This window comes from Chondromyces apiculatus DSM 436 (assembly GCF_000601485.1).
GTDB lineage: Bacteria > Myxococcota_A > Polyangia > Polyangiales > Polyangiaceae > Chondromyces > Chondromyces apiculatus.
In genome coordinates this window covers 56,885-74,644 of the sequence record NZ_ASRX01000031.1, presented here as the reverse complement: position 1 = coordinate 74,644, position 17,760 = coordinate 56,885, and the positions used below count along the sequence as shown (strand labels likewise).

Annotated in this window: 14 protein-coding genes; 11 read left to right on the top strand and 3 right to left on the bottom strand. The window is 70.4% G+C overall.

Translation table 11 applies throughout. The annotated features are described in order from the left end of the window. The first annotated feature begins 50 nt into the window (after positions 1–50). The 4 genes from pyk to CAP_RS20900 all read left to right on the top strand — a co-directional run bounded on the left by pyk (position 51) and on the right by CAP_RS20900 (position 5,782). On the top strand, positions 51–1,478 hold the full coding sequence (gene pyk / locus CAP_RS20915; RefSeq protein ID WP_044243851.1) for a pyruvate kinase: 1,428 nt from the start codon (positions 51–53) through the stop codon (positions 1,476–1,478). A 251-nt stretch (positions 1,479–1,729) separates the two neighbouring features. Further along, complete coding sequence (locus tag CAP_RS45145; RefSeq protein ID WP_156040994.1) at positions 1,730–3,601, top strand: serine/threonine-protein kinase; 1,872 nt, start codon at positions 1,730–1,732, stop codon at positions 3,599–3,601. A 74-nt stretch (positions 3,602–3,675) separates the two neighbouring features. Then, positions 3,676–4,707 (top strand): hypothetical protein, encoded by a 1,032-nt coding sequence (locus CAP_RS20905; RefSeq protein ID WP_044243849.1) that lies wholly within the window; start codon positions 3,676–3,678, stop codon positions 4,705–4,707. 58 nt (positions 4,708–4,765) lie between these two features. Then, positions 4,766–5,782, top strand: a complete 1,017-nt coding sequence (locus CAP_RS20900; protein ID WP_052375592.1) for an SIMPL domain-containing protein — start codon at positions 4,766–4,768, stop codon at positions 5,780–5,782. A gap of 56 nt (positions 5,783–5,838) precedes the next feature. On the opposite strand, the gene CAP_RS20895 is transcribed toward CAP_RS20900, so the two are convergent. Further along, on the bottom strand, positions 5,839–6,810 hold the full coding sequence (locus tag CAP_RS20895) for a hypothetical protein (RefSeq protein WP_044243846.1): 972 nt from the start codon (positions 6,808–6,810) through the stop codon (positions 5,839–5,841). A gap of 172 nt (positions 6,811–6,982) precedes the next feature. Between CAP_RS20895 and CAP_RS20890 the strand changes: the two genes are divergently transcribed. The 3 genes from CAP_RS20890 (at position 6,983) to CAP_RS20880 (ending at position 10,786) form a co-directional block, all read left to right on the top strand. Then, complete coding sequence (locus tag CAP_RS20890) at positions 6,983–7,885, top strand: SMP-30/gluconolactonase/LRE family protein (RefSeq protein ID WP_044243844.1); 903 nt, start codon at positions 6,983–6,985, stop codon at positions 7,883–7,885. A gap of 67 nt (positions 7,886–7,952) precedes the next feature. Then, positions 7,953–9,170 (top strand): putative porin, encoded by a 1,218-nt coding sequence (locus tag CAP_RS20885; protein WP_044243843.1) that lies wholly within the window; start codon positions 7,953–7,955, stop codon positions 9,168–9,170. A 431-nt stretch (positions 9,171–9,601) separates the two neighbouring features. Then, the gene (locus CAP_RS20880) at positions 9,602–10,786 is read left to right on the top strand and encodes a two-component system sensor histidine kinase NtrB (protein ID WP_052375591.1); all 1,185 of its coding nucleotides are present in this window, start codon (positions 9,602–9,604) and stop codon (positions 10,784–10,786) included. Between the two features lie 281 nt (positions 10,787–11,067). On the opposite strand, the gene CAP_RS20875 is transcribed toward CAP_RS20880, so the two are convergent. Further along, positions 11,068–11,859 carry a class I SAM-dependent methyltransferase gene (locus CAP_RS20875; protein WP_044243841.1) on the bottom strand — a complete coding sequence of 264 codons (792 nt, stop codon included), beginning with the start codon at positions 11,857–11,859 and terminating at the stop codon, positions 11,068–11,070. Between the two features lie 476 nt (positions 11,860–12,335). Here CAP_RS20875 and CAP_RS20870 point away from each other — a divergent pair, with 476 nt between their 5' ends. The 4 genes from CAP_RS20870 to CAP_RS20855 all read left to right on the top strand — a co-directional run bounded on the left by CAP_RS20870 (position 12,336) and on the right by CAP_RS20855 (position 15,107). Beyond that, positions 12,336–13,529: a M57 family metalloprotease gene (locus tag CAP_RS20870; RefSeq protein WP_197041280.1), complete on the top strand. Its 1,194-nt coding sequence runs from the start codon at positions 12,336–12,338 to the stop codon at positions 13,527–13,529. A gap of 51 nt (positions 13,530–13,580) precedes the next feature. Beyond that, positions 13,581–14,201: an SAM-dependent methyltransferase gene (locus CAP_RS20865; protein WP_044243838.1), complete on the top strand. Its 621-nt coding sequence runs from the start codon at positions 13,581–13,583 to the stop codon at positions 14,199–14,201. 66 nt (positions 14,202–14,267) lie between these two features. Then, positions 14,268–14,807: a hypothetical protein gene (locus CAP_RS20860; protein WP_156040992.1), complete on the top strand. Its 540-nt coding sequence runs from the start codon at positions 14,268–14,270 to the stop codon at positions 14,805–14,807. 75 nt (positions 14,808–14,882) lie between these two features. Next, positions 14,883–15,107 (top strand): hypothetical protein, encoded by a 225-nt coding sequence (locus tag CAP_RS20855; RefSeq protein ID WP_044243834.1) that lies wholly within the window; start codon positions 14,883–14,885, stop codon positions 15,105–15,107. 156 nt (positions 15,108–15,263) lie between these two features. Here CAP_RS20855 and CAP_RS20850 read toward each other — a convergent pair whose 3' ends face one another. Further along, positions 15,264–17,333 carry an AgmX/PglI C-terminal domain-containing protein gene (locus CAP_RS20850; RefSeq protein WP_044243832.1) on the bottom strand — a complete coding sequence of 690 codons (2,070 nt, stop codon included), beginning with the start codon at positions 17,331–17,333 and terminating at the stop codon, positions 15,264–15,266. Between the last annotated feature and the right edge of the window lie 427 nt (positions 17,334–17,760).

Below are 17,760 nucleotides of genomic sequence, written 5' to 3'. Positions count from 1 at the left end.
CAGTACCGCAGTACTAGTGTGGTGGGCCCGGCTCGTGTCATGCTCGCCGCGTGCTCGTACGCAGGGCGAAGATCGTTTGCACCATAGGCCCTTCTTGCGATGACCAGCCTGCCCTGGAGCAGCTCATCCGGGCGGGCATGGACGTGGCCAGGCTCAACTTTTCACACGGAAGCCATGAGGAGCATGGCCGACGTCTCAACACGGTGCGCGCCGCGGCGGATGCCTGCGGCAAGCCCGTCGCCATCCTCCAGGATCTCTGCGGCCCCAAGATCCGCGCCGGCAAGTTCGTCGGCGGCGGCTGGGAGCTCGAGACCGACTCCGTCATCTGGTTGACGGAGGCCACCAAGAACACCCCGGAGGCGCCTCCGGGCGAGATCCCCATCCTCTACGAGGGGCTCGCCTTCGACCTCCAGCAGGGCGACGTCGTGCTCATCGACGACGGCCGCATCATCGTCACCGTCACCCGGACCGATGGCGAGCGCGTCCAGGCCATCGTCACCCAGGGCGGCAAGCTGCGTGATCGCGTCGGGGTCAGCCTGCCGGCGCGCCGCGTCCGCATCGCCACCCTCACCGAGAAAGACAAGGCCGACCTCGCCTTCGGACTCTCTCATGGCGTCGACTACGTCGCGCTCTCGTTCGTGCGCGAGGCCGACGACATCCGCCTCGTGCGCGACATCTGCGAGGCCTGGGGGCGCCCCACGCCCATCGTGGCCAAGATCGAGACCCCCTCGGCCATCGACAACCTCGAATCCATCATCCTCGCCACGGACGGCGTCATGGTCGCCCGCGGCGATCTCGGCGTCGAGTTCAACCCCGAGCGGGTCCCCATCATCCAGCGCGAGATCCTCGGCCTGGCGCGGACCCACCAGAAGCCGGTCATCGTCGCCACCGAGATGCTCCAGTCCATGGTCACCGCCACCCGCCCCACCCGCGCCGAGTCCAGCGACGTGGCCACGGCGGTGTTCGACGGCACCGACGCCGTGATGCTCTCGCAGGAGACCGCCACCGGCAACCACCCCTCCCTCGTCGCCCGGATGATGGCCCGCATCATCACCGAGGCCGAGCAGAGCCGCTTCTACCGCTACCGCTTCAGCGAGGGCCCCGGCGAGCGCGCCAGCGTCGCCGAGGCCATCGCCCGCAACGCCTGCGACATCGCCCAGGAGATCGGCGCCCGCCTCGTCGTTGCCTTCACCGAGAATGGCCTCACCGCGCGCTTCGCCTCCAAGGCGCGCCCGACTGTGCCCATCGTCGCCTTCTCACCCAACGTCGGCACCCGCCGCCGCCTCGCCCTGCTCTGGGGCGTCGTCCCGCTCCCCATCGACCTCTTCCGCGACGCGGATCAGATGGTCGAGAATGCCAGCGCCATCCTCGTCTCCAACGGCATGGTGTCTCCTGGCGACAAGTTCGTGGCGGTGTTCGGAGCCCCGGTCGGCGTGGCGGGCAGCACCAACACCATCCGCGTCAAGGTCGTCGAGTGACCGTACAGGCGCGCGAGGAGCCCCCGCGGTCGGGACCCCGGTCGACACCGGATCCCGCCGTGGTGGCCGCGCGCCAGCACAGCGTCGCCGACACGGACCCCCCCTCGCGCGACCCTTCGTCCCGCGCGACCCCTGCCTCGTCCCTCTCTTCGTCTGGCGCCTCCTCGTCCAGCACCACCCCCTCTGCCTCGCCTTCCGGGGACACGCCCCACGCCGGCGCCGCGGCCTCGCTCCTTGACGGGGCGCGCGGCATGCGCGGCGCACCCAACATCGACAAGTACGAGCTGATCGAGGAGATCGGCCACGGCGGGATGGCCACCGTCTACCGGGCCCGCGATCCCCGGCTCGGCCGCGAGGTCGCCGTCAAGGTCATCCACAAGCACCTGCGCGAGAACACCGAGGTCGCCAACCGCTTCGTCGCCGAGGCGCGCGCTGCGGCCAAGCTTCGTCACCCTGCCATCGTCGAGGTCTACGACGTCGCCACCGAGGACGACGGCGAGCGCTACCTCGTCGCCGAGCTGCTGCGGGGCTGCACCCTGCGCAAGCTCCTCCAGAAGCACCCTGACCTCCCCGCCGAGATCGGCGCGGCCATCGTCCTCCAGCTCTGCAGCGCGCTCGAGCACGCCCACGCCTCCGGCATCATCCACCGCGACGTGAAGCCCGAGAACGTGCTCGTCGAACTCCCGTGCGACCGCGAGACGACGCCCGAGCGCTCCGCGAGCCTGAGCATCCCCTCCGTCCGCATCAAGCTCACCGACTTCGGCATCGCCAAGATCCTCGACGCCCAGGGCCTCACCTCCACCGGCCAGGTCCTCGGGTCTCCGGCGCACATGGCGCCCGAGCAGATCGAGGGGGGAGAGGTCGACGCGCGCACCGACGCCTTCGCCCTCGGCGTCCTCATGTACGAGTGCCTCGTCGGCCACCTGCCCTTCGAGGGCAAGAACCCCGCCCAGGTCTTGCGCCGCGTCCTCGAAGGCGTCTACCCCCCCGCCGATCAGGAGCGCCCCAGCGTCGGCGGACGCTGGAGCCGGATCATCGCCAGCGCGCTCGCGCGCGACCCCGCCGAGCGCATCGGCGGCCCTGGCGCCCTCGCCGAGAGCATCGGCGAGGAGCTCACGGCCCTCGGCATCACCGACCCTGCCGCGGAGCTCACCGCCTACTTCTGCGACGAACAGGAGTACCTCGCTGCGTACTCCGGGCGTCTCGTCCCGCGCCTCGTGAGCCGCGCCGAGGCCGCGAGGCGGTGCGGCGACGTCCCTGGCGCCGCGGCGGATCTCAACCGCGCGCTCGCCCTCGCCCCCGACGATCTCGGCGTCATCAAGAAGATCGGCAGCCTCACCTCCACGCAGGGCCGCCAGAAGCTCGTGCGGCGCGTGGCCATCGTGCTCGCCGGTTCGGCCGTGCTCGGCGTCGCCGCCTACGGCATCGCGCGCCAGTTTCGCCATGGCCCGCCCTCCCTTGCCCGGACCGCGCCATGGCCCTCGGCCACCGCTGCCGCCCTCCCGGACGACGAGGGCGACGACGAGTCCACCGCCTCGCCGGACGCCTCGCAGACCCCGCGCGCCTCCGCGACGCACCGCGGGCGCCTCGGCCGGGGTGGCATGCGCCTGAACGTCCCCACCGCGAGCGCGAGCGCAGCCGAGCCCATACCGACCTCGGACGGCACCCGACGCCCCGTGCGCTTCTCCATCATCCCCGGAGGCGCCCGCATGCAGCTCGACGGCAACGACTTCCGCTGGCTCGGCCAGAGCCCCCACCTGCTCGACGTGGGCGCCCACCGGGTGCAGGTCAGCGTGCCCAACTCCCGCTGCTGCAAGCCCTACGACGGCTCGGTGGTGGTCACCTCCTCGAACTCCGATACACCCCAGCTCTTCGTCATCAAGCTGGATCTCTTGCCCGCCACGGTCACCCTCTCCGGCGCTCCGGCCAACGCGCAGTACACCTGCCCGGGCATCGGCCTCAGTGGCTTCGCCGGCACGTCCCCGAAGACGGTGATCCTGCCCGACGAGAGCTGGAGTGGCCTGTGCCAGTTCACGCCACCGACGCCGGACGCCGCTCCCAGCGCCGCGAAGGTGATCTTGCGTGCAGGGGAGCCGAACACCATTCTTTGGCCCTCGAACTGACGCATTTACCAGCCATCGCGCCGAAATCTCCCCGGTCCGGTGGAAAGTCCGGTACATGACGGCTCGACGTCCGCATGATCGCTGATCCTGGAGGAGGGGCAGCCTCAACGCGGCGCGCGCAGGCCGCGCCCAGGCTCGTGCGGCGGATCCTCGCATCCGCCCTGGTGACGCTCGCCCTCGTGGCCCCCCGCGCCGCGCGTGCGGACGACATCCAGATGTTCGAGCTGGCGAAGACCCGCTTCGACACCGGCCACTACGAGGAAGCGGCGAAGCGCTTCGCGACCCTGCTCGACGCGAACGCTCCCCCGTGCGGCATGGGCCCGAGCGATCCTGCGACGACCTGCCGCCTCACCGACGTCGATCTCATCGAGCGCGCCCGCGCCTTCTCCGTCGTCCTGCTCGTCGCCCTCGGCCGCCCTGCCGAGGCCGACCTGATGATCGAGCAGATCCTCCTCGCCAACCCCGCGTACGTCCCCAACCCGGCCACCTTCCAGCCGGAGATCATCGACCGCTTCATCGCCATGCGCGCGCGCACCCGCGCCCAGATCGAGGAGAACGTCCGGAACGAGGCCGAGAAGCTGCGGCGGAAGCGCCTCGCCGCGGAGCGCTTCCGCCAGGATGAGCTGCGCTGGATCGGCGAGATCCAGCGCCTCGCCTCCGAGGAGCGCGTCGTCGAGCACCGCTCCCGCTGGGTCGCGGCCATGCCCTTCGGCGTGGGCCAGTTCTACAACGGCGACACCTCCCTCGGCTGGACGCTGCTGATCAGCCAGGCTGCGGCGGGCGTCGCGGCCATCACCTCGGCCTTCGTCGTCGCCGGCTACGAGGGCGTCGACGTCACCTCTCCGCCCACCGCCTCGGGGGAAGCCAGCGTCGACATCGACCAGCTCAACGCCCAGATCCAGACCGCCACCACCGTGAACCGCATCGCCTTCGGGAGCTGGGCCGCCCTCGCCATCGCCGGCATCGTCCACGCCCAGGCCACCTTCGTCCCCGAACGGACCAGCGTGCGGAAACGCAAGGCGCCACTGCCCCCGCGGCCCACCCTCACCCCCTCCGTCTCGGCCGGCCCCGGCAGCCTCGGCCTCGGCCTCTCCGGCACGTTTTGACGCATCTCCTCGGCGGGAGCCCGAGGTCGCGCGACACCCTGTAAGCTCCCGCCGACCCATGCGTTCTCCCACCATGAACAAACTCTCTTCTTATGGTCCCGGCCCCGGCCGCCGCTTCGGTCGCCTCCTGACCCTGGCAGGCGCCCTCCTCCTCGCCGCCCCCGCGCTCACGGGCTGTGCGCCCCACGTCGTGCAGGTCGCCGGGCCCAACGCCGAGGAGCACCAGATCGTCGTCATCGGCCAGGGCGAGGCCTCCGCGGCGCCCGACATCGCCCGCGCCAACCTCGGCATCGAGATCAACGCCCCCACCGTCGGCGAGGCGACCCGTCAGGCCAACGAGCGCATGGCGGCGATCATGACCGCCCTGAAGCAGCTCGGCGTCGCGGAGAAGGACATCCGCACCAGCAACTTCTCCGTCAACTTCGAGCGCCAGTACCCCGGCCCTGTGCCTTACTACCCGCAGCCCATGGAGATGCCGGGCGCCCCGGCCATGATGGACGGCGGAAGCGCGCTGGCGCCCGACGTGGCCCCGCCTCCTCCGGTGGCCCCCCCCAAGGCGCCCAAGGCTGGCGCGGGGAAAGCCGCGACTGCGAAGGCCGCCCCGGCAGCGGCGCCCGCCGTGGCGCCGTCCAGCCCGCCCAGGCCGATCGCGCCGCCGCCGAACGGGACGGCGCCCGTCGGCTTCTACCGCGTCAGCAACACGGTCGAGGTCACCATGCGCGACCTCACCCGCGTCGGCCCCGTGATCGACGCCGCCATGGCTGCCGGCGCCAACAACATCTGGGGCGTGTCCTTCGCCATCGACAAGACCGACACCGTCGCCGCCCGCGCCCGTGACGAGGCGGTGAAGGACGCGCGTGCGCGGGCCGAGGCCCTGGCGCGCCTCGGCGGCGTCACCCTCGGCGAGGTGGTCTCCATCCGCGAGGACCTCGGCGGCGGCGCCTATCCCCCGCCTCCCGTGCCGATGATGGCCATGGCCATGGCCAGGGACTCGAGCGCCGGCGCCTCCATCTCCTCCGGCGAGCTCTCCTTCAACATGCAGGTCCGGGTGGTCTACGCCATCAAGCCCCGCTGAAGCATGGACCGGCGACGCTGCTGCAAGCCTGCGTCGCCGGTCGACCGTCCCTCAGCTCAAGGCAGGCAGGTCAGCGCGTCGGCGCCCACCACGGAGAGCCCGGTGTCGAAGTAGTCGCGCACGAAGGCGCCGTCCGAGGGGCGGAAGAAGCTGATGCGTGAGCCCTGCGGATCGGCCGTGAACATGTAGAAGTCGCCGCTCCACGACGCCATCGACCACGACGACGGCTGCGCCAGCCCTGCCAGCGAGAACGACCCCAGGATGCTGCCGCTCGTCAGGCTGATCTCGGCGACCTCCATCGGCGTGGTGCGGAAGAAGCCGAACATCCGGCCATCGCCGGTCGCGCGGATGTCGGCGTCCATCCCCGTGAACGGCGCGCCCACCTGGCCGATCGGCGTGAGCGCCCCGGTCACCACGTTGACCTCCAGCAGCCCCACCGGTGAAGGATTGCCGTTCGTATCGCGCATCCCCAGGATGATCAGGCGCTCTCCCTGGCCTTCCCGCAGGAAGGACATCGCCACCTGCGACGCCTCTGGCGGGAGCGTGATCGCCGCCGGCGCGCAGCTCAGATCATCGAGCGCCACCCGGTGGATGCTCCCGACCATCGCGCCCTGCGCATCGTGCGTGATGTAGTTGACCAGCATGTACCCGTCGCGGCTGATCGTCATCGTGTTGGGGGAGCCGCTCAGGTCATCCACGCACGAGATGTCGCCGACCTTCTCCATCGTGTGCTGGTCGGGCCAGAACCGGTACAGCTCCTGGCTGCTTGTCAGGGCATAGATGGGCACCCCGGTGTCGTTGCACTGGAGCGGCGGCTCCGGATCGGGGATGGGATCGGGCTCCGGGTCGGGGTCGGGGTCGGGGTCGGGGTCGGGGTCGGGATCCGGACCTGGACCGGGGCCAGGACCTCCTGCTCCCTGTCCGCTGCTGTCCTGCTCGGCACCGGGCCCGAGGTCGATGTCGGCGCGCGCGCCGCAGCCGAGGAGCGCGCAGGTCAGCAGAGGCCAGGCGAGGATCGAGAGTCGCACGACGGCTCCTTTCCGGTCTCCGCTGGGCAGGCGGTGACGGGGAACGTCCCAACCCTAGCCGGGGTCGGTGCGGGCAGGAAGCGACGAACGCCGGGTGTTCCCGGGTCTGGCTGTCCGGGCAGGGCCTTCAACCCCTATCCCCGGGCGTGGCCGTGCGTGGTAGAGGGCCTCCATGCGATACCTCGACACGCGCTGGCTGTGGCCTCTCCTGATCGTGGCTGCATGTGGAGGCTCTTCCGGGGGGGGAGCTGCGGACGAGAACCCTGATCCCGACGAGCCCGTGGTCGCCCAGCGCATCGCGCTCGACGGCGATCCCAACGGCCTGTTCTGGGACGCGGCGAGCGGCACCCTCTACATCGCCGACGACAACAACAACCGCATCCTCTCCTGGACCGAGGAGAATGGTGTCGCGCTCGCCGCCGAGCTGCCGGAAGCGCCCCCCGATGGCCCGGGCCTCGGCCAGGTGGTCAAGACCGCAGACGGCACGCTGGTCGCCACCCGGTTCGGCCACGGCACGGATGGCGCCGTGGTCTTCGCGAAGCCCGACGGCACCTCCGGCGTGGTGCCCAACCTCGATCCCGTGCGCCGCCGCCTCGGGCTCACCATCGCCCCCGACGGCACCCTCTACGACACCTTCTTCGTCTCCCTCAACGGCGTGAAGAACGGCAGCATCGCCCGCCTGGATCTCTCCGGCACCGAGACCGAGGTCGTCACCGGCTTCCAGAAGCCCGTCGGCGTCGTCGCGGTGGGCGACGATCTCGTGGTGAGTGACCAGGACCGTGACACCGTCTTCCGCACCCCGCCCAGCGACGGCGCCACGCTGGAGGTCCTCGCGCAGCTCGAGGGCCCCGATCTCCTCTGCGTCGGCCCCGACGGCACCTTCTACAGCGGCGGCAAGCAAGGCAGCGTCCGGCAGATCCAGGGCGGCGGTCAGTTCTCGGAGGTCATGGGCGACTTCCAGGAGGTCCGGGGCGTCGCCTACGACGCCAAGCGCCGCAGGCTCTTCGTCGCCGATCACGACGGCACCGAGGGCGATGGCGTGAACCACGCCCTCCACATCCTCCCCGTCGACTGACGCGCGCTGCGCGTTCACCGACACGTGCTCCCTGCGCCTCGCGCGCGACGGAGGCGTACCTCCCTCTATGCGATCCTCTCTCCTCGCTGCCTCTCTGATCGTCCCTTGCGTCCTCTCCGGAGCCCGCGCGGCCTCGGCCTTCGAGCCCGAGGTCTACCCGCTGCTCGTCGGAGAGGTCGACGCCAAGCTCCACTCCGCCTCGCGCGTGGAGGGTGAAGACGGCTTCTCCGTCACCCGCCTCCGCCTCGGCGCCCGCGCCCAGCTCGCGCCCTGGTTCGTCGCCGTGGGTCAGGCCGAGTGGGCGCTCGAAAAGCCCGTCCTGCTCGACGCCTACGCGAGCCTGCGCCCCAGCGATTCGTGGGAAATCAGCATGGGCGCGCGCAAGACACCGCTCTTCGCCTCCGCGCGTGACGACGTGGTGTGGATGCTGCCCGTCCCCGAGCGCCCCATGGTCACCCGCGCCTTCTGGCCCTCGCGCGACGTGGGCCTGGAGGTGCACCACCTCCCGTCGCCCCGCCTGCCCATCGAGGTGTGGGTGCGCGGCGGCAACGGCTCCGGCAACATCCTCGGCAACGACAACAGCGACTTCGCGATCGACGCCCGCCTGGATGCCGTGTTCGGCCGCGCCCTGCCGGACGCCGATCCCACGCAGCTCCTCGGCTTGCGTGTCGGCGGCGGCGTCCACGCCGAGTCCGCCGAGGATCGGCCCGGTGTGCGCGCCACCACCGCCGACGGCTTCATCTTCTACCGACCCCAGACGGTGTACGGCCCACGCCGCATCATGGAGGCGCACGTGGTGGGCATGGTCGGCCCCGTCAAGGCGACGGCCGAGATCACGTTCGCGCGCGAGTCACGCGCGCGCGACACGGACGGCAACCCCGAGACGCCCCGCGTCGACCAGGATCCCGTCTTCTCCTCGGGCGCCATGCTGGAGGTGGCGTGGATGGCCGTCGGCGCCTGGCGCACCCTGGGGACGTGGCCTACCGCGTCAGGAACGGGGATCCTGCCCGGCGCGCTCGAAGTGGCAGGGCGCCTGGAGCGGATCGACCTCGCATACGGTGCCCGGGACGTCACACCCGGAGGTGCCACCGCAGCTTCCGCCGCCGTTCGATGGTGGGCAACGCCCTTCGCAGCGCTCTCGGCCGCTCTGTACTGGACCGGCTACGACGTCCCGCCCATCGAGTCTCCGGACGCCACGGACTCGTGGCTCGGGCTCGTGCGGGCCACGTTCCACATGCCCGTACCCCGACCGCAGCCACCGGGCGCGCGGGGATCGCGCAAGTGAACCCGATCGCCCACGCCCCTTGCGCCCGGCGCCGCTTCTTCCGAGCTGAGTGTTCTGCAACTCTCGAATCTTGAACCTGTCGGCCCTTCCTCTCCCGACGGCCGCTGCTCCCACTTCTTCACACGATCGCCGCCATGATCGCCGCCAGATCGCTGCGTCAAAGACGGGGACGAACGCGGAGGGCGGAGCTAGGATCGCATCCGCCGGTGATCAGGTCATGCCTGAGGGGACCAACCGGAATGTGCTCTCAAGTCGTCGCTAAATGGAAACTCCTCCACCATTTCTTGTAGGCTCGGTGTGCTAGAGGAACGCTGTCGGCGCGTTGCCTGGTTCTCCAGGTTGCGAGGCGGGGGCGAGGGGGAGACAGGGGGGGAAACATGAGCAGCATCGTTGGTGCAACGGTTCTCTCGAGCGTACGTGCACCGGGGCCATTGTCCCGCGAGGCACACGAGGAGCCTCGCCGCGCGCTGCTGGCGGTGCGGCAGAGCGAGGCACGACTGCGCGAGACCGAGGAGCGGCTGTCCTATGCCCTCGCGCACACGCGGACGCTGATCCTCGAGCAGGACAGCGCGCTCCGCTACACGCGCGCAGAGCCAGGCGAGGGCATCGCCAACACCGTGCTCGGCCGCACCGACGAGGAGCTGCTGGAGCCAGGCGACGCTGCGACGCTCCTGGCGATGAAGCGCGGCGTGCTCGCCTCGGGCGCTCCGGTGCGCGAGGACGTGGAGCTCACCATCGAGGGCGAGCGCAGGTGCTACGACCTCGCCATCGAGCCGCTGTACGGCCCGCGCGGTGAGACCATCGGCGTGACCACCATCGCCGCCGACATCACCGAGCGGCGGCGCGCCGAGGACGCGCGGCGGGGGCGCGAGGAGCGCATCCACGAGGCGCAGCGCATGGAGAGCCTGGGGATGCTGGCCGGCGGCGTCGCCCACGACTTCAACAACCTGCTGATGAGCATCCTGAGCTTCGCGGAGCTCGCGCTCACCGACGTGCCCCAGGGCGCCGCGGTGTGCGACGACATCGAGCGGATCCAGATCGCCGGCCGCCGCGCCGCAGATCTCTGCAAGCAGATGCTGACCTACGCAGGTCGCGGTCGCTTCCAGCAGAAGGGCTTCGATCTGACGGAGCTCGTGCGCGAGCTGCCGCGCTTGCTCGAAGTGGGCCTGCCCCGCGACGTGCACATCCGGTACGACCTCGCGCCGCCGCCTTTGCCGCTCATGGGCGATGCCGTGCAGATCCGGCAGGTGATCATGAACCTCGTCGCCAACGCCGCCGACGCGCTCGGCGACGTCGGCGGCGTGGTGACCCTGGAGACAGGCTTCCTCGACGCCGACGCCGCCTTCCTCGCGCGCGCCCGCTTCGGTGACTCCCTGAGCCCCGGTCAGTACGTGTGCATCACCGTCACCGACGCCGGCTGCGGGATGGACGATCTCACCCAGCTCCGGATGTTCGATCCCTTCTTCACCACCAAGCGCGCGAGCCGCGGCCTCGGTCTCGCGACCGTGGTGGGCACCGTCCGCCGTCACGGCGGCGCGATCCACGTCGACAGCCAGCCCGGCCAGGGAACCACGATCATGGTCCTTCTCCCCTGCGCCCGCCCCTCCAACGTATGATTCCTTACCGACTTGACGGGGTCGGGTGACCCATCGGACAGGGTGGATCGACCTATCGGACAGGGTGGGTCGACCCATCGGACGGGGTGGATCGATGCCGCGGACGGGGTCGGGTGACCCATCGGACGGGGTGGATCGATGCCGCGGACGGGGTCGGGTGACCCATCGGACGGGGTGGATCGATGCCGCGGACGGGGTCGGGTGACCCATCGGACGGGGTGAATCGACCCCTCGGACTTACCTGGCGTGAGGGGCCGGGGGCGAGGAGCTGTCGGCTGGCCTCACGCCTTGCGGGCGGCGGCGATCCAGAAGCCACCGAAGCGGTTGAGCGGCGTATCGCACAGGGCCCACTCGGCGCGCCTGAGCACCTCGCCCAGGATCGGCAGGCGCATGGCGGCCGCGACGGGGGTGACGATGCGCACGCCGCGCGCGGCCACGAGGTGCAGGGAAGGGGGCAGGTGGTGCGCGGCCTGGGCCGGGGTGTCGAAGCGGGTGTACACCGCGTCCTCGCGGGTGCGCGCGCTGATGGCGCCGGCGGGGCCGAGCCGCTTGGCGAGGCCGCGGAAGCTCCAGGGGTTGTAGAACTCGGCGAGCACGTGACCCCCCGGCCGCACCACGCGGGCCATCTCGGTGAGCGCGGCGCTGATGTCCTGCACGTGGGCGAGCACCTTGAAGGAGCAGGCCACGTCGACGCTCGCGTCGGGGAAGGGGAGGGAGGTGGCGCTGCCCTCCAGCACGTCGAGGCCCCGGGCCCGCGCGCGTTCGAGCATGCCGGGGGACAGGTCGACGCCGCGGGCGGTGCGCGCGAACTGCTGGAAGCGGGAGAGCAAGAGGCCCGTTCCGCACCCCACCTCCAGCACGTCCTTGCCGGTGCCGTAGCGCGCGACGAAGTCGACCTCCAGGTCGTCGAGGAGGTCGTGGTAGCCGCCGGGGTCACGCCCCCCGCGCCGGTCCTCGTAGCGCGCCGCGAACTCGTCGTAGTAGGCCCGCGTGGCGTCGAGGTGGGGGTCCGCCGAGGGGGACGGGGGTGAAGCGGGGTGCGGTCCTGGCCGGGGAGTGGAAGGCGAGCCCATCGCGGCTGGTGTAACGCGATCGGGGGCGCGTGTCTCGCAGTGCTGCGGGGCGTGTGGTGTGTGGTGTGTGGTGTGTGCCGTCCATTCGTCTGGCCGCTGGCCGGCCATTCGGTGGCCTCTGGCCGGTGCCGGCCATTTGGAGAGATGGCCATTCATTGAAATTTCACTGCCGATAGAAGAAACCCGTGGGGAAATGTCGGGTGGATGAGATCAACGTCCGTCATTTCGTATTTCATTTGATTGCGCGATTGCTTATACGTCTCTACCGAGACGCTCGGTGGCTGTGCGCTCCGTGCATCCGCGGATACCCGACGTGGGACTTTTTGTCCCTCCCGGGGACGCCGCAGGGAGCGGCGACGCGCGGCGTCGGCGGGTTTCGGGGGACAACGAGGTCGGACCTCTCGGTGGCGCGATCAGCCGGATCTCGTCGCAATGGGATGGCCATGCATTCAATGGGGACAGTACGTATGAGCAGCATGCGATCGGGATTCGTGCGTCGTGGTGCCGTGATGTCTGGCGTGGCGATCTCTTTGCTGATCGCCCTCTCCGCGGCGGGGTGTTCTTCCGGGTCCGCCCTCCCGGGGGGGCTGGACGAGGAGCGCCTCGACGAAGTGGGCATGTCCTTCGACGAATTCATGGATCTCGTCTACCAGGAGCCTGAGACCGGGCTGTACATCATCAATGGTGACGAGCCCGTCGCCAGCATCCGGGAGCTCGAGCAGCTCTACGTGGAGATGGTCCAGCAAGGGGGGCTGATCCTGCACCGCCCCGGGGGCGTGGATGCGCGGTGGGACGACACGCAGAAGCTGAACCTCACCTACTGCGTGAGCACCAGCTTCGGGGGGAACTACGCGACCGTGGTGAGCGCGATGAACGCGGCCGCGGGGGCCTGGGAAGCGGCGGCCAACGTGAACTTCATCCACGTGAGCGGCCAGGATGGGAGCTGTACGTCCAGCAACAACAATGTGGTCTTCGACGTCAACCCGAGCTCCGGCCAGCCCTACCTCGCGCGGGCCTTCTTCCCCGACTACCCGCGGTCATCGCGCAACGTGATCATCGACTCCAGCTCGTTCGGGAGCATCCCCCCGTGGACGCTGACCGGCGTGCTGCGCCACGAGCTGGGGCACACCCTCGGCTTCCGGCACGAGCACACCCGCCCCGAGGCCGGGACGTGCTTCGAGGACAACAACTGGCGCGCGCTCACCGCCTACGACTCGGCGTCGGTGATGCACTACCCGCAGTGCAACGGTAGCCAGACCGGTGATCTGGTGATCACCGCCCTGGATCAGCAGGGCGCCGCGAGCCTCTACGGAGCGTCCGGCTCGACCCCGGCCTGCGGGCACGACAAGTGCTCGCAGGGGCCCGCGCTCAACGGGGCCGCCTGCGGGACCTGCGTGCAGAGCGTCTGCGCGGCGGACCCCTACTGCTGCTCGACGTACTGGGACAGCATCTGCGTGAACGAGGTCTACAGCATCTGTGGCAGCGTCACCTGCGATCTCGGGTCCTGCTCGCACGGGGTCTGCGGCCAGGGGCCGGCGCTGACCAACGGCTGCGATTCGAACGGCGTCGTGGCGGCCATCTGCGCGGCGGATCCTTACTGCTGCTCGACGTACTGGGACAGCATCTGCGTCGCCGAGGTCGCCTCCATCGCCGGCAAGAACTGCAACTGACGGACCGCTCGATCCCCAGCGCACCACCGCGCGTTGAGGTACGCTGCCTCCATGAGCGAGAGCCGACAGTTTCCCGAGTGGGAGTCCCTGTACCGTGACGGCGCAGTCACGGAGATGCCCTGGTATCACCCGGAGCTCGACGGTGATCTCGAGAGCGCCCTGAAGCGGCTCGGGATCACCTCGGGCAAGGCGCTGGATCTCGGTACCGGACCGGGGACCCAGGCGCTTTCGCTCGCGGAGCGGGGGTTCGAGGTGACCGGTTCGGACCTGTCGACCTCCGCGGTGGACAAGGCGGAGGCGCTGGCGCGGGAGCGCGGTCTGTCGGTGCGCTTCGTCCAGGATGACATCCTGAACAGCCAGATCGAGGGGCCGTTCGAGGTGATCTTCGATCGCGGCTGCTTCCACGTGCTGCCTCCGGAGCGACGCGGTGAGTACGTGCGCGTGGTGCACGGGCTCACCGCGCCGGGGGGCCACTTCTTCCTGAAATGCTTCAGTACCCGGCAGCCGGGGGATCTGGGGCCCTACCAGTTCGACGCCGCTCAGATCCAGAGCCTGTTCGGCAACCACTTCGAGGTGCAGTCGATCGACGAGACGGTGTACCTGGGTCAGCGCGATCCGGCGCCGCGCGCGCTGTTCTGCGTGCTCGCCCCGCGCGCCGTCACGCCCGGCTGAGGCCCACGCAGCGCGGGCTTCTTGGCCCGGCCGAGGAGCGCCTGATACCCGCCGAGCATGCGCCTTGTGGATCGATTCCATGCGGCGCCGCGTTTGCGGAGCGCTCGCGCGTTCACGCCCGCGGCAGCCCTTCTCGTCGTCTCTGCCCTCGCGCTCCCAGCGCCGAGCGTCGCTGCCCCCCGGGCGGCTGCGCTGGGCCCGGTCGCGGCGGGGGCTTCCTCACCTCAGGTCACGCTGGCCGAGGTGAACACCATGGTGGACCCGGCGGCCACGCACCTGCCGGACCTCACCGATCTCCTGCGTCAGTCGGCCGAGACAGAGCTCCGGGCCATCGACTGGGGCAAGGAACGTCTGCGCCGCGGCTACAAGGTCTCGGCGGCCGTGACCCGGCTGGAGAGCGTCCGCGAGGGCCGCACGCTGCGGGCGTCGTGCGCGGTCTCCGCCGCGGTGCGGGATGAGCGGGGAGCGCTCCTCGTGATCGTCGAGGGGCGCGTGCGCGCCGAGGAGGAGGGCTCGGCGCTCGCCAGCGTGGAGCGCGGCGCCCTGGAGGGGGCGGTGCATGGCGCCATGCACCGGCTGCCGGAGGCGATCCGCAACGCCCAGTGAGCCTGCGCGGCGCCGCGTAGCCGAGCCGCCCGGCGCCGAGCCGCCCGGCGCCGCGGCCTGTGCTATCCCTTTCCCATGCAGATCAAAGCGCGGGATGGGAAGGTCTACGAAGTCAGCACCGCACCGCCCGGAGGGACGCACGAGGTGCGTCGCGACGGGGTCGTGGTCGGCACGTTCGTGCTGAAGCCGCGAGAGACGGACGTCACGGTGAAGGACAAGAAGCAGGCGGATGAGACCCTGCTCGTCGACATCGCCGATCGCTTCGTGGACGCGGGCGGGGGCCCGATGGGCATCACGTGAACCGCGCGCTGTGAGACGTCCGCGCGCGGCGAGCGACGTCGCGCGTGCACATCGGAGCGCGTTGGTTCCGGAGAGGAGCTGAGCGTGTCGGGGAGGGGGGCCGTCGAGCGGGGCTCGACGGGGCGGCGGGGGCGCGGGCCCCCGCCATCGCGTGCGTCAGCTACCAGGGCTGAACATGATCGGGTACACGACGGTGACGATGCCGCCTTCGGGCTGCGGGAACGACAGACCGTAGAAGGCACGCACCACGCAGGAGACGACGCTCCCGTCCGCCATGTCCGAGCCGCCGTTGCCCACGTTCGACACCGCGCCGTCACGGCCGATGACGAAGCGCACGCCGACGCGGCCCTGCAGGTTCGGGTTGTTGCGCAGGCCGTTCTCGTAGCAGAGGCGGAAGCGGCCGAAGTTCTGGCGCACGATGCGCTGGATGACCTCGGGGGGCAGGCGGCCGCTCACGCTGGTGGCGCCCATGCGCACCTGCGGGGGCTTGGTGCGGTGAGAGCCGCCGAGGCGGCCGTGGCCCGAACCGAAGCCCTGGCCCGTGCCGGTGCCGGCGCCGTGGCCGATGGTGCCGATGTTGCCGAGGCCGATACCCTCGCCGCGACCACCGCCGCCTTCACCGATGCCGGAGAGGCCGAGGCCACCGGCGCCGAAGGAGTCGCCGATCTCGCCGCCCCACATGTTGCCGCGCGCGCTGAGGGCGTCGCTGCCTAGCGAGTCGTCGCGTCCCCAGGGCGCGGTCGGGGCGTTGGGATCGCCGCCGGCGCCGCTGTTGAGCAGACCGATCATGCCGAACTCCGACGCGTCACGCAGCGCTGCCTGGCGCGCGATGTGGGGATCGGGGTTGTCGGCAGGGCCCTTCACGCCGTAGCGGTTGCCGGTCGCCTTGGTGTTCGGGTTGCCCATGGAACCCTCTTCACCCTTCGCGCGGGTACCGGTGCCGCCTTCCTTGTTGTCGGCGGAGTTCTCGGCGACCTGCTCGGTCTCCTTCTCCTCCATCTCCTTCTCGGCAGCGGCCTGCAGGTACTGCTGGATGAGGTACTGCTGATCGGCCGAGATGCCGCCGTCCTCCGTGCCACCGAGCGGCGGCATGAAGAACGCCATCGCGAGGAGCAGGCCCGCGTGCACCGCGAAGGACAGGCCCTGGTAGAGCAGGCCCTGGGTGTCGACGGTGAAGTGGCCAGCCACGACGCGGCCCGCGTTGCCCGTCGTCACCTGGAAGACGAGGCTGTCGAGTTCGACGCGCGCCTTGCTGCCGCTGGGGAGCGCGACCTGGTAGGCGCCGGACAGCTCGGAGCAGGGCTGCGCCTTGCCGGTGTCGATCGCCTGCTGGAGCGTGAGCTTCGGCTGGCCGGGGAGCTCGATGGTGCCCGTCGCGCGGGGCAGGAGCACCACGCTGACCGAGCCGCCACGATCCGCGAGCACGATGGGCGCGCGCGTCGTCCCGAGCTTCTCGGAGGGGACGAAGTAGTCGCACTTGAAGGTCTTGCTCTCCTCCTCGCCGACGTAGAACGAGCGGGGAGGCGTCAGGTGCTGCACGTTGAGGACAGCCTGATCCCAGAGGATCATCACCTCGACGGTCGCCGCGTTGGTCTCGACTTCCTCGTTGGGGACGTCGGGGCCCGCCTTGACGAGCGTGTACGTGTACGAGCCCTCGGGGGCGTCGTGGGGGACCTCATCGGCCGGGGGCGCCGCCGCGAAGGGGTTCGCCATGCCGAAGGGATCCGCGCCGCCCGCGGCGAAGGGGTTCGCCGACGCGAACGGGCTCGCCGGCGCGCCGCCGAAGGGATTGCCGCCGAACGGGTTGGCTGCGGGCGCAGCGGGGCCGAACGGGTTCGCGCTGGGGGCGGCCGCGAAGGGGTTCGTGGGCACGGGCTTCGGGGGAGCCGCGGCCGCGGCAGCCACGGCGACGGGCTCCGCACGCTCGACCACGATCCGCGTTCCGCCGATCTGGATCTGGTCGCCAGCGTTGACCTTGCACTTGTTGACACGCGCGCCGTTCACCATGGTGCCCGGCTCGTTGCCAAGATCGATGAGCGTGATGTCAGAGGGCGAGGTCACCTCGACGACCGCGTGCATGCGCGAGGCGAGCTCGTCGTCGATGCGGAGGTGGCTCTTCGGGTCCTTGCCGACCTTGATGATGTCCTGCGTGACCGTCTCGCGACGGAGCAACGCTTCGTTCTGGTAGAGCGCGAACGTGATCGCGACCTTCTGCTTGCCTTCCATCTCCGACCCTTCCTGATGCGCCCTGGCGGCGCCGTGTCCCCGATCGGGGATATTCTACGCAGGGAACGCCTGCGTTGTCTTCGTTTGGCTCTCGACAGATCCGTTTCGCGTCGCGTTCGAGGGCCGCTCGGGGGCCTCGACCCCTTCGCAGCCAGGCGCGAAAGCCTTGAGGCCGACCGATGTGCTCTCGACAGCAGGTCTGGACCAAAGTTCCCGAGGCGATGCGTTTCTAGGGAGATCGCGGGGAAATCGGGGAGATCGTGACCGCCTCGCGGGAGAGCGTGTCCACACCATCCCGCATTTTCTTGAGGATGGCTGTAAGCCTCACCCGGCGCTGGCGCCCCTGGTGGGAGAGGCGCGCTCACCCGGGATGGGGGTTCGGTGGCGAGGGGTGGAGATCGAAAAGGGGCTGGATCGCGAGGCGCGA

Excerpts from the sequence above, each read along its gene's own strand:
- CAP_RS20850 (WP_044243832.1), bottom strand. The coding sequence starts at position 17,333 with ATGGAAGGCAAGCAGAAGGTCGCGATCACGTTCGCGCTCTACCAGAAC.
- CAP_RS20875 (WP_044243841.1), bottom strand. The coding sequence starts at position 11,859 with ATGGGCTCGCCTTCCACTCCCCGGCCAGGACCGCACCCCGCTTCACCC.
- CAP_RS20855 (WP_044243834.1), top strand. The coding sequence starts at position 14,883 with ATGCAGATCAAAGCGCGGGATGGGAAGGTCTACGAAGTCAGCACCGCA.
- CAP_RS20900 (WP_052375592.1), top strand. The coding sequence starts at position 4,766 with ATGCGTTCTCCCACCATGAACAAACTCTCTTCTTATGGTCCCGGCCCC.
- CAP_RS20890 (WP_044243844.1), top strand. The coding sequence starts at position 6,983 with ATGCGATACCTCGACACGCGCTGGCTGTGGCCTCTCCTGATCGTGGCT.
- CAP_RS20870 (WP_197041280.1), top strand. The coding sequence starts at position 12,336 with ATGCGATCGGGATTCGTGCGTCGTGGTGCCGTGATGTCTGGCGTGGCG.
- CAP_RS45145 (WP_156040994.1), top strand. The coding sequence starts at position 1,730 with ATGCGCGGCGCACCCAACATCGACAAGTACGAGCTGATCGAGGAGATC.
- CAP_RS20905 (WP_044243849.1), top strand. The coding sequence starts at position 3,676 with ATGATCGCTGATCCTGGAGGAGGGGCAGCCTCAACGCGGCGCGCGCAG.
- CAP_RS20865 (WP_044243838.1), top strand. The coding sequence starts at position 13,581 with ATGAGCGAGAGCCGACAGTTTCCCGAGTGGGAGTCCCTGTACCGTGAC.
- CAP_RS20885 (WP_044243843.1), top strand. The coding sequence starts at position 7,953 with ATGCGATCCTCTCTCCTCGCTGCCTCTCTGATCGTCCCTTGCGTCCTC.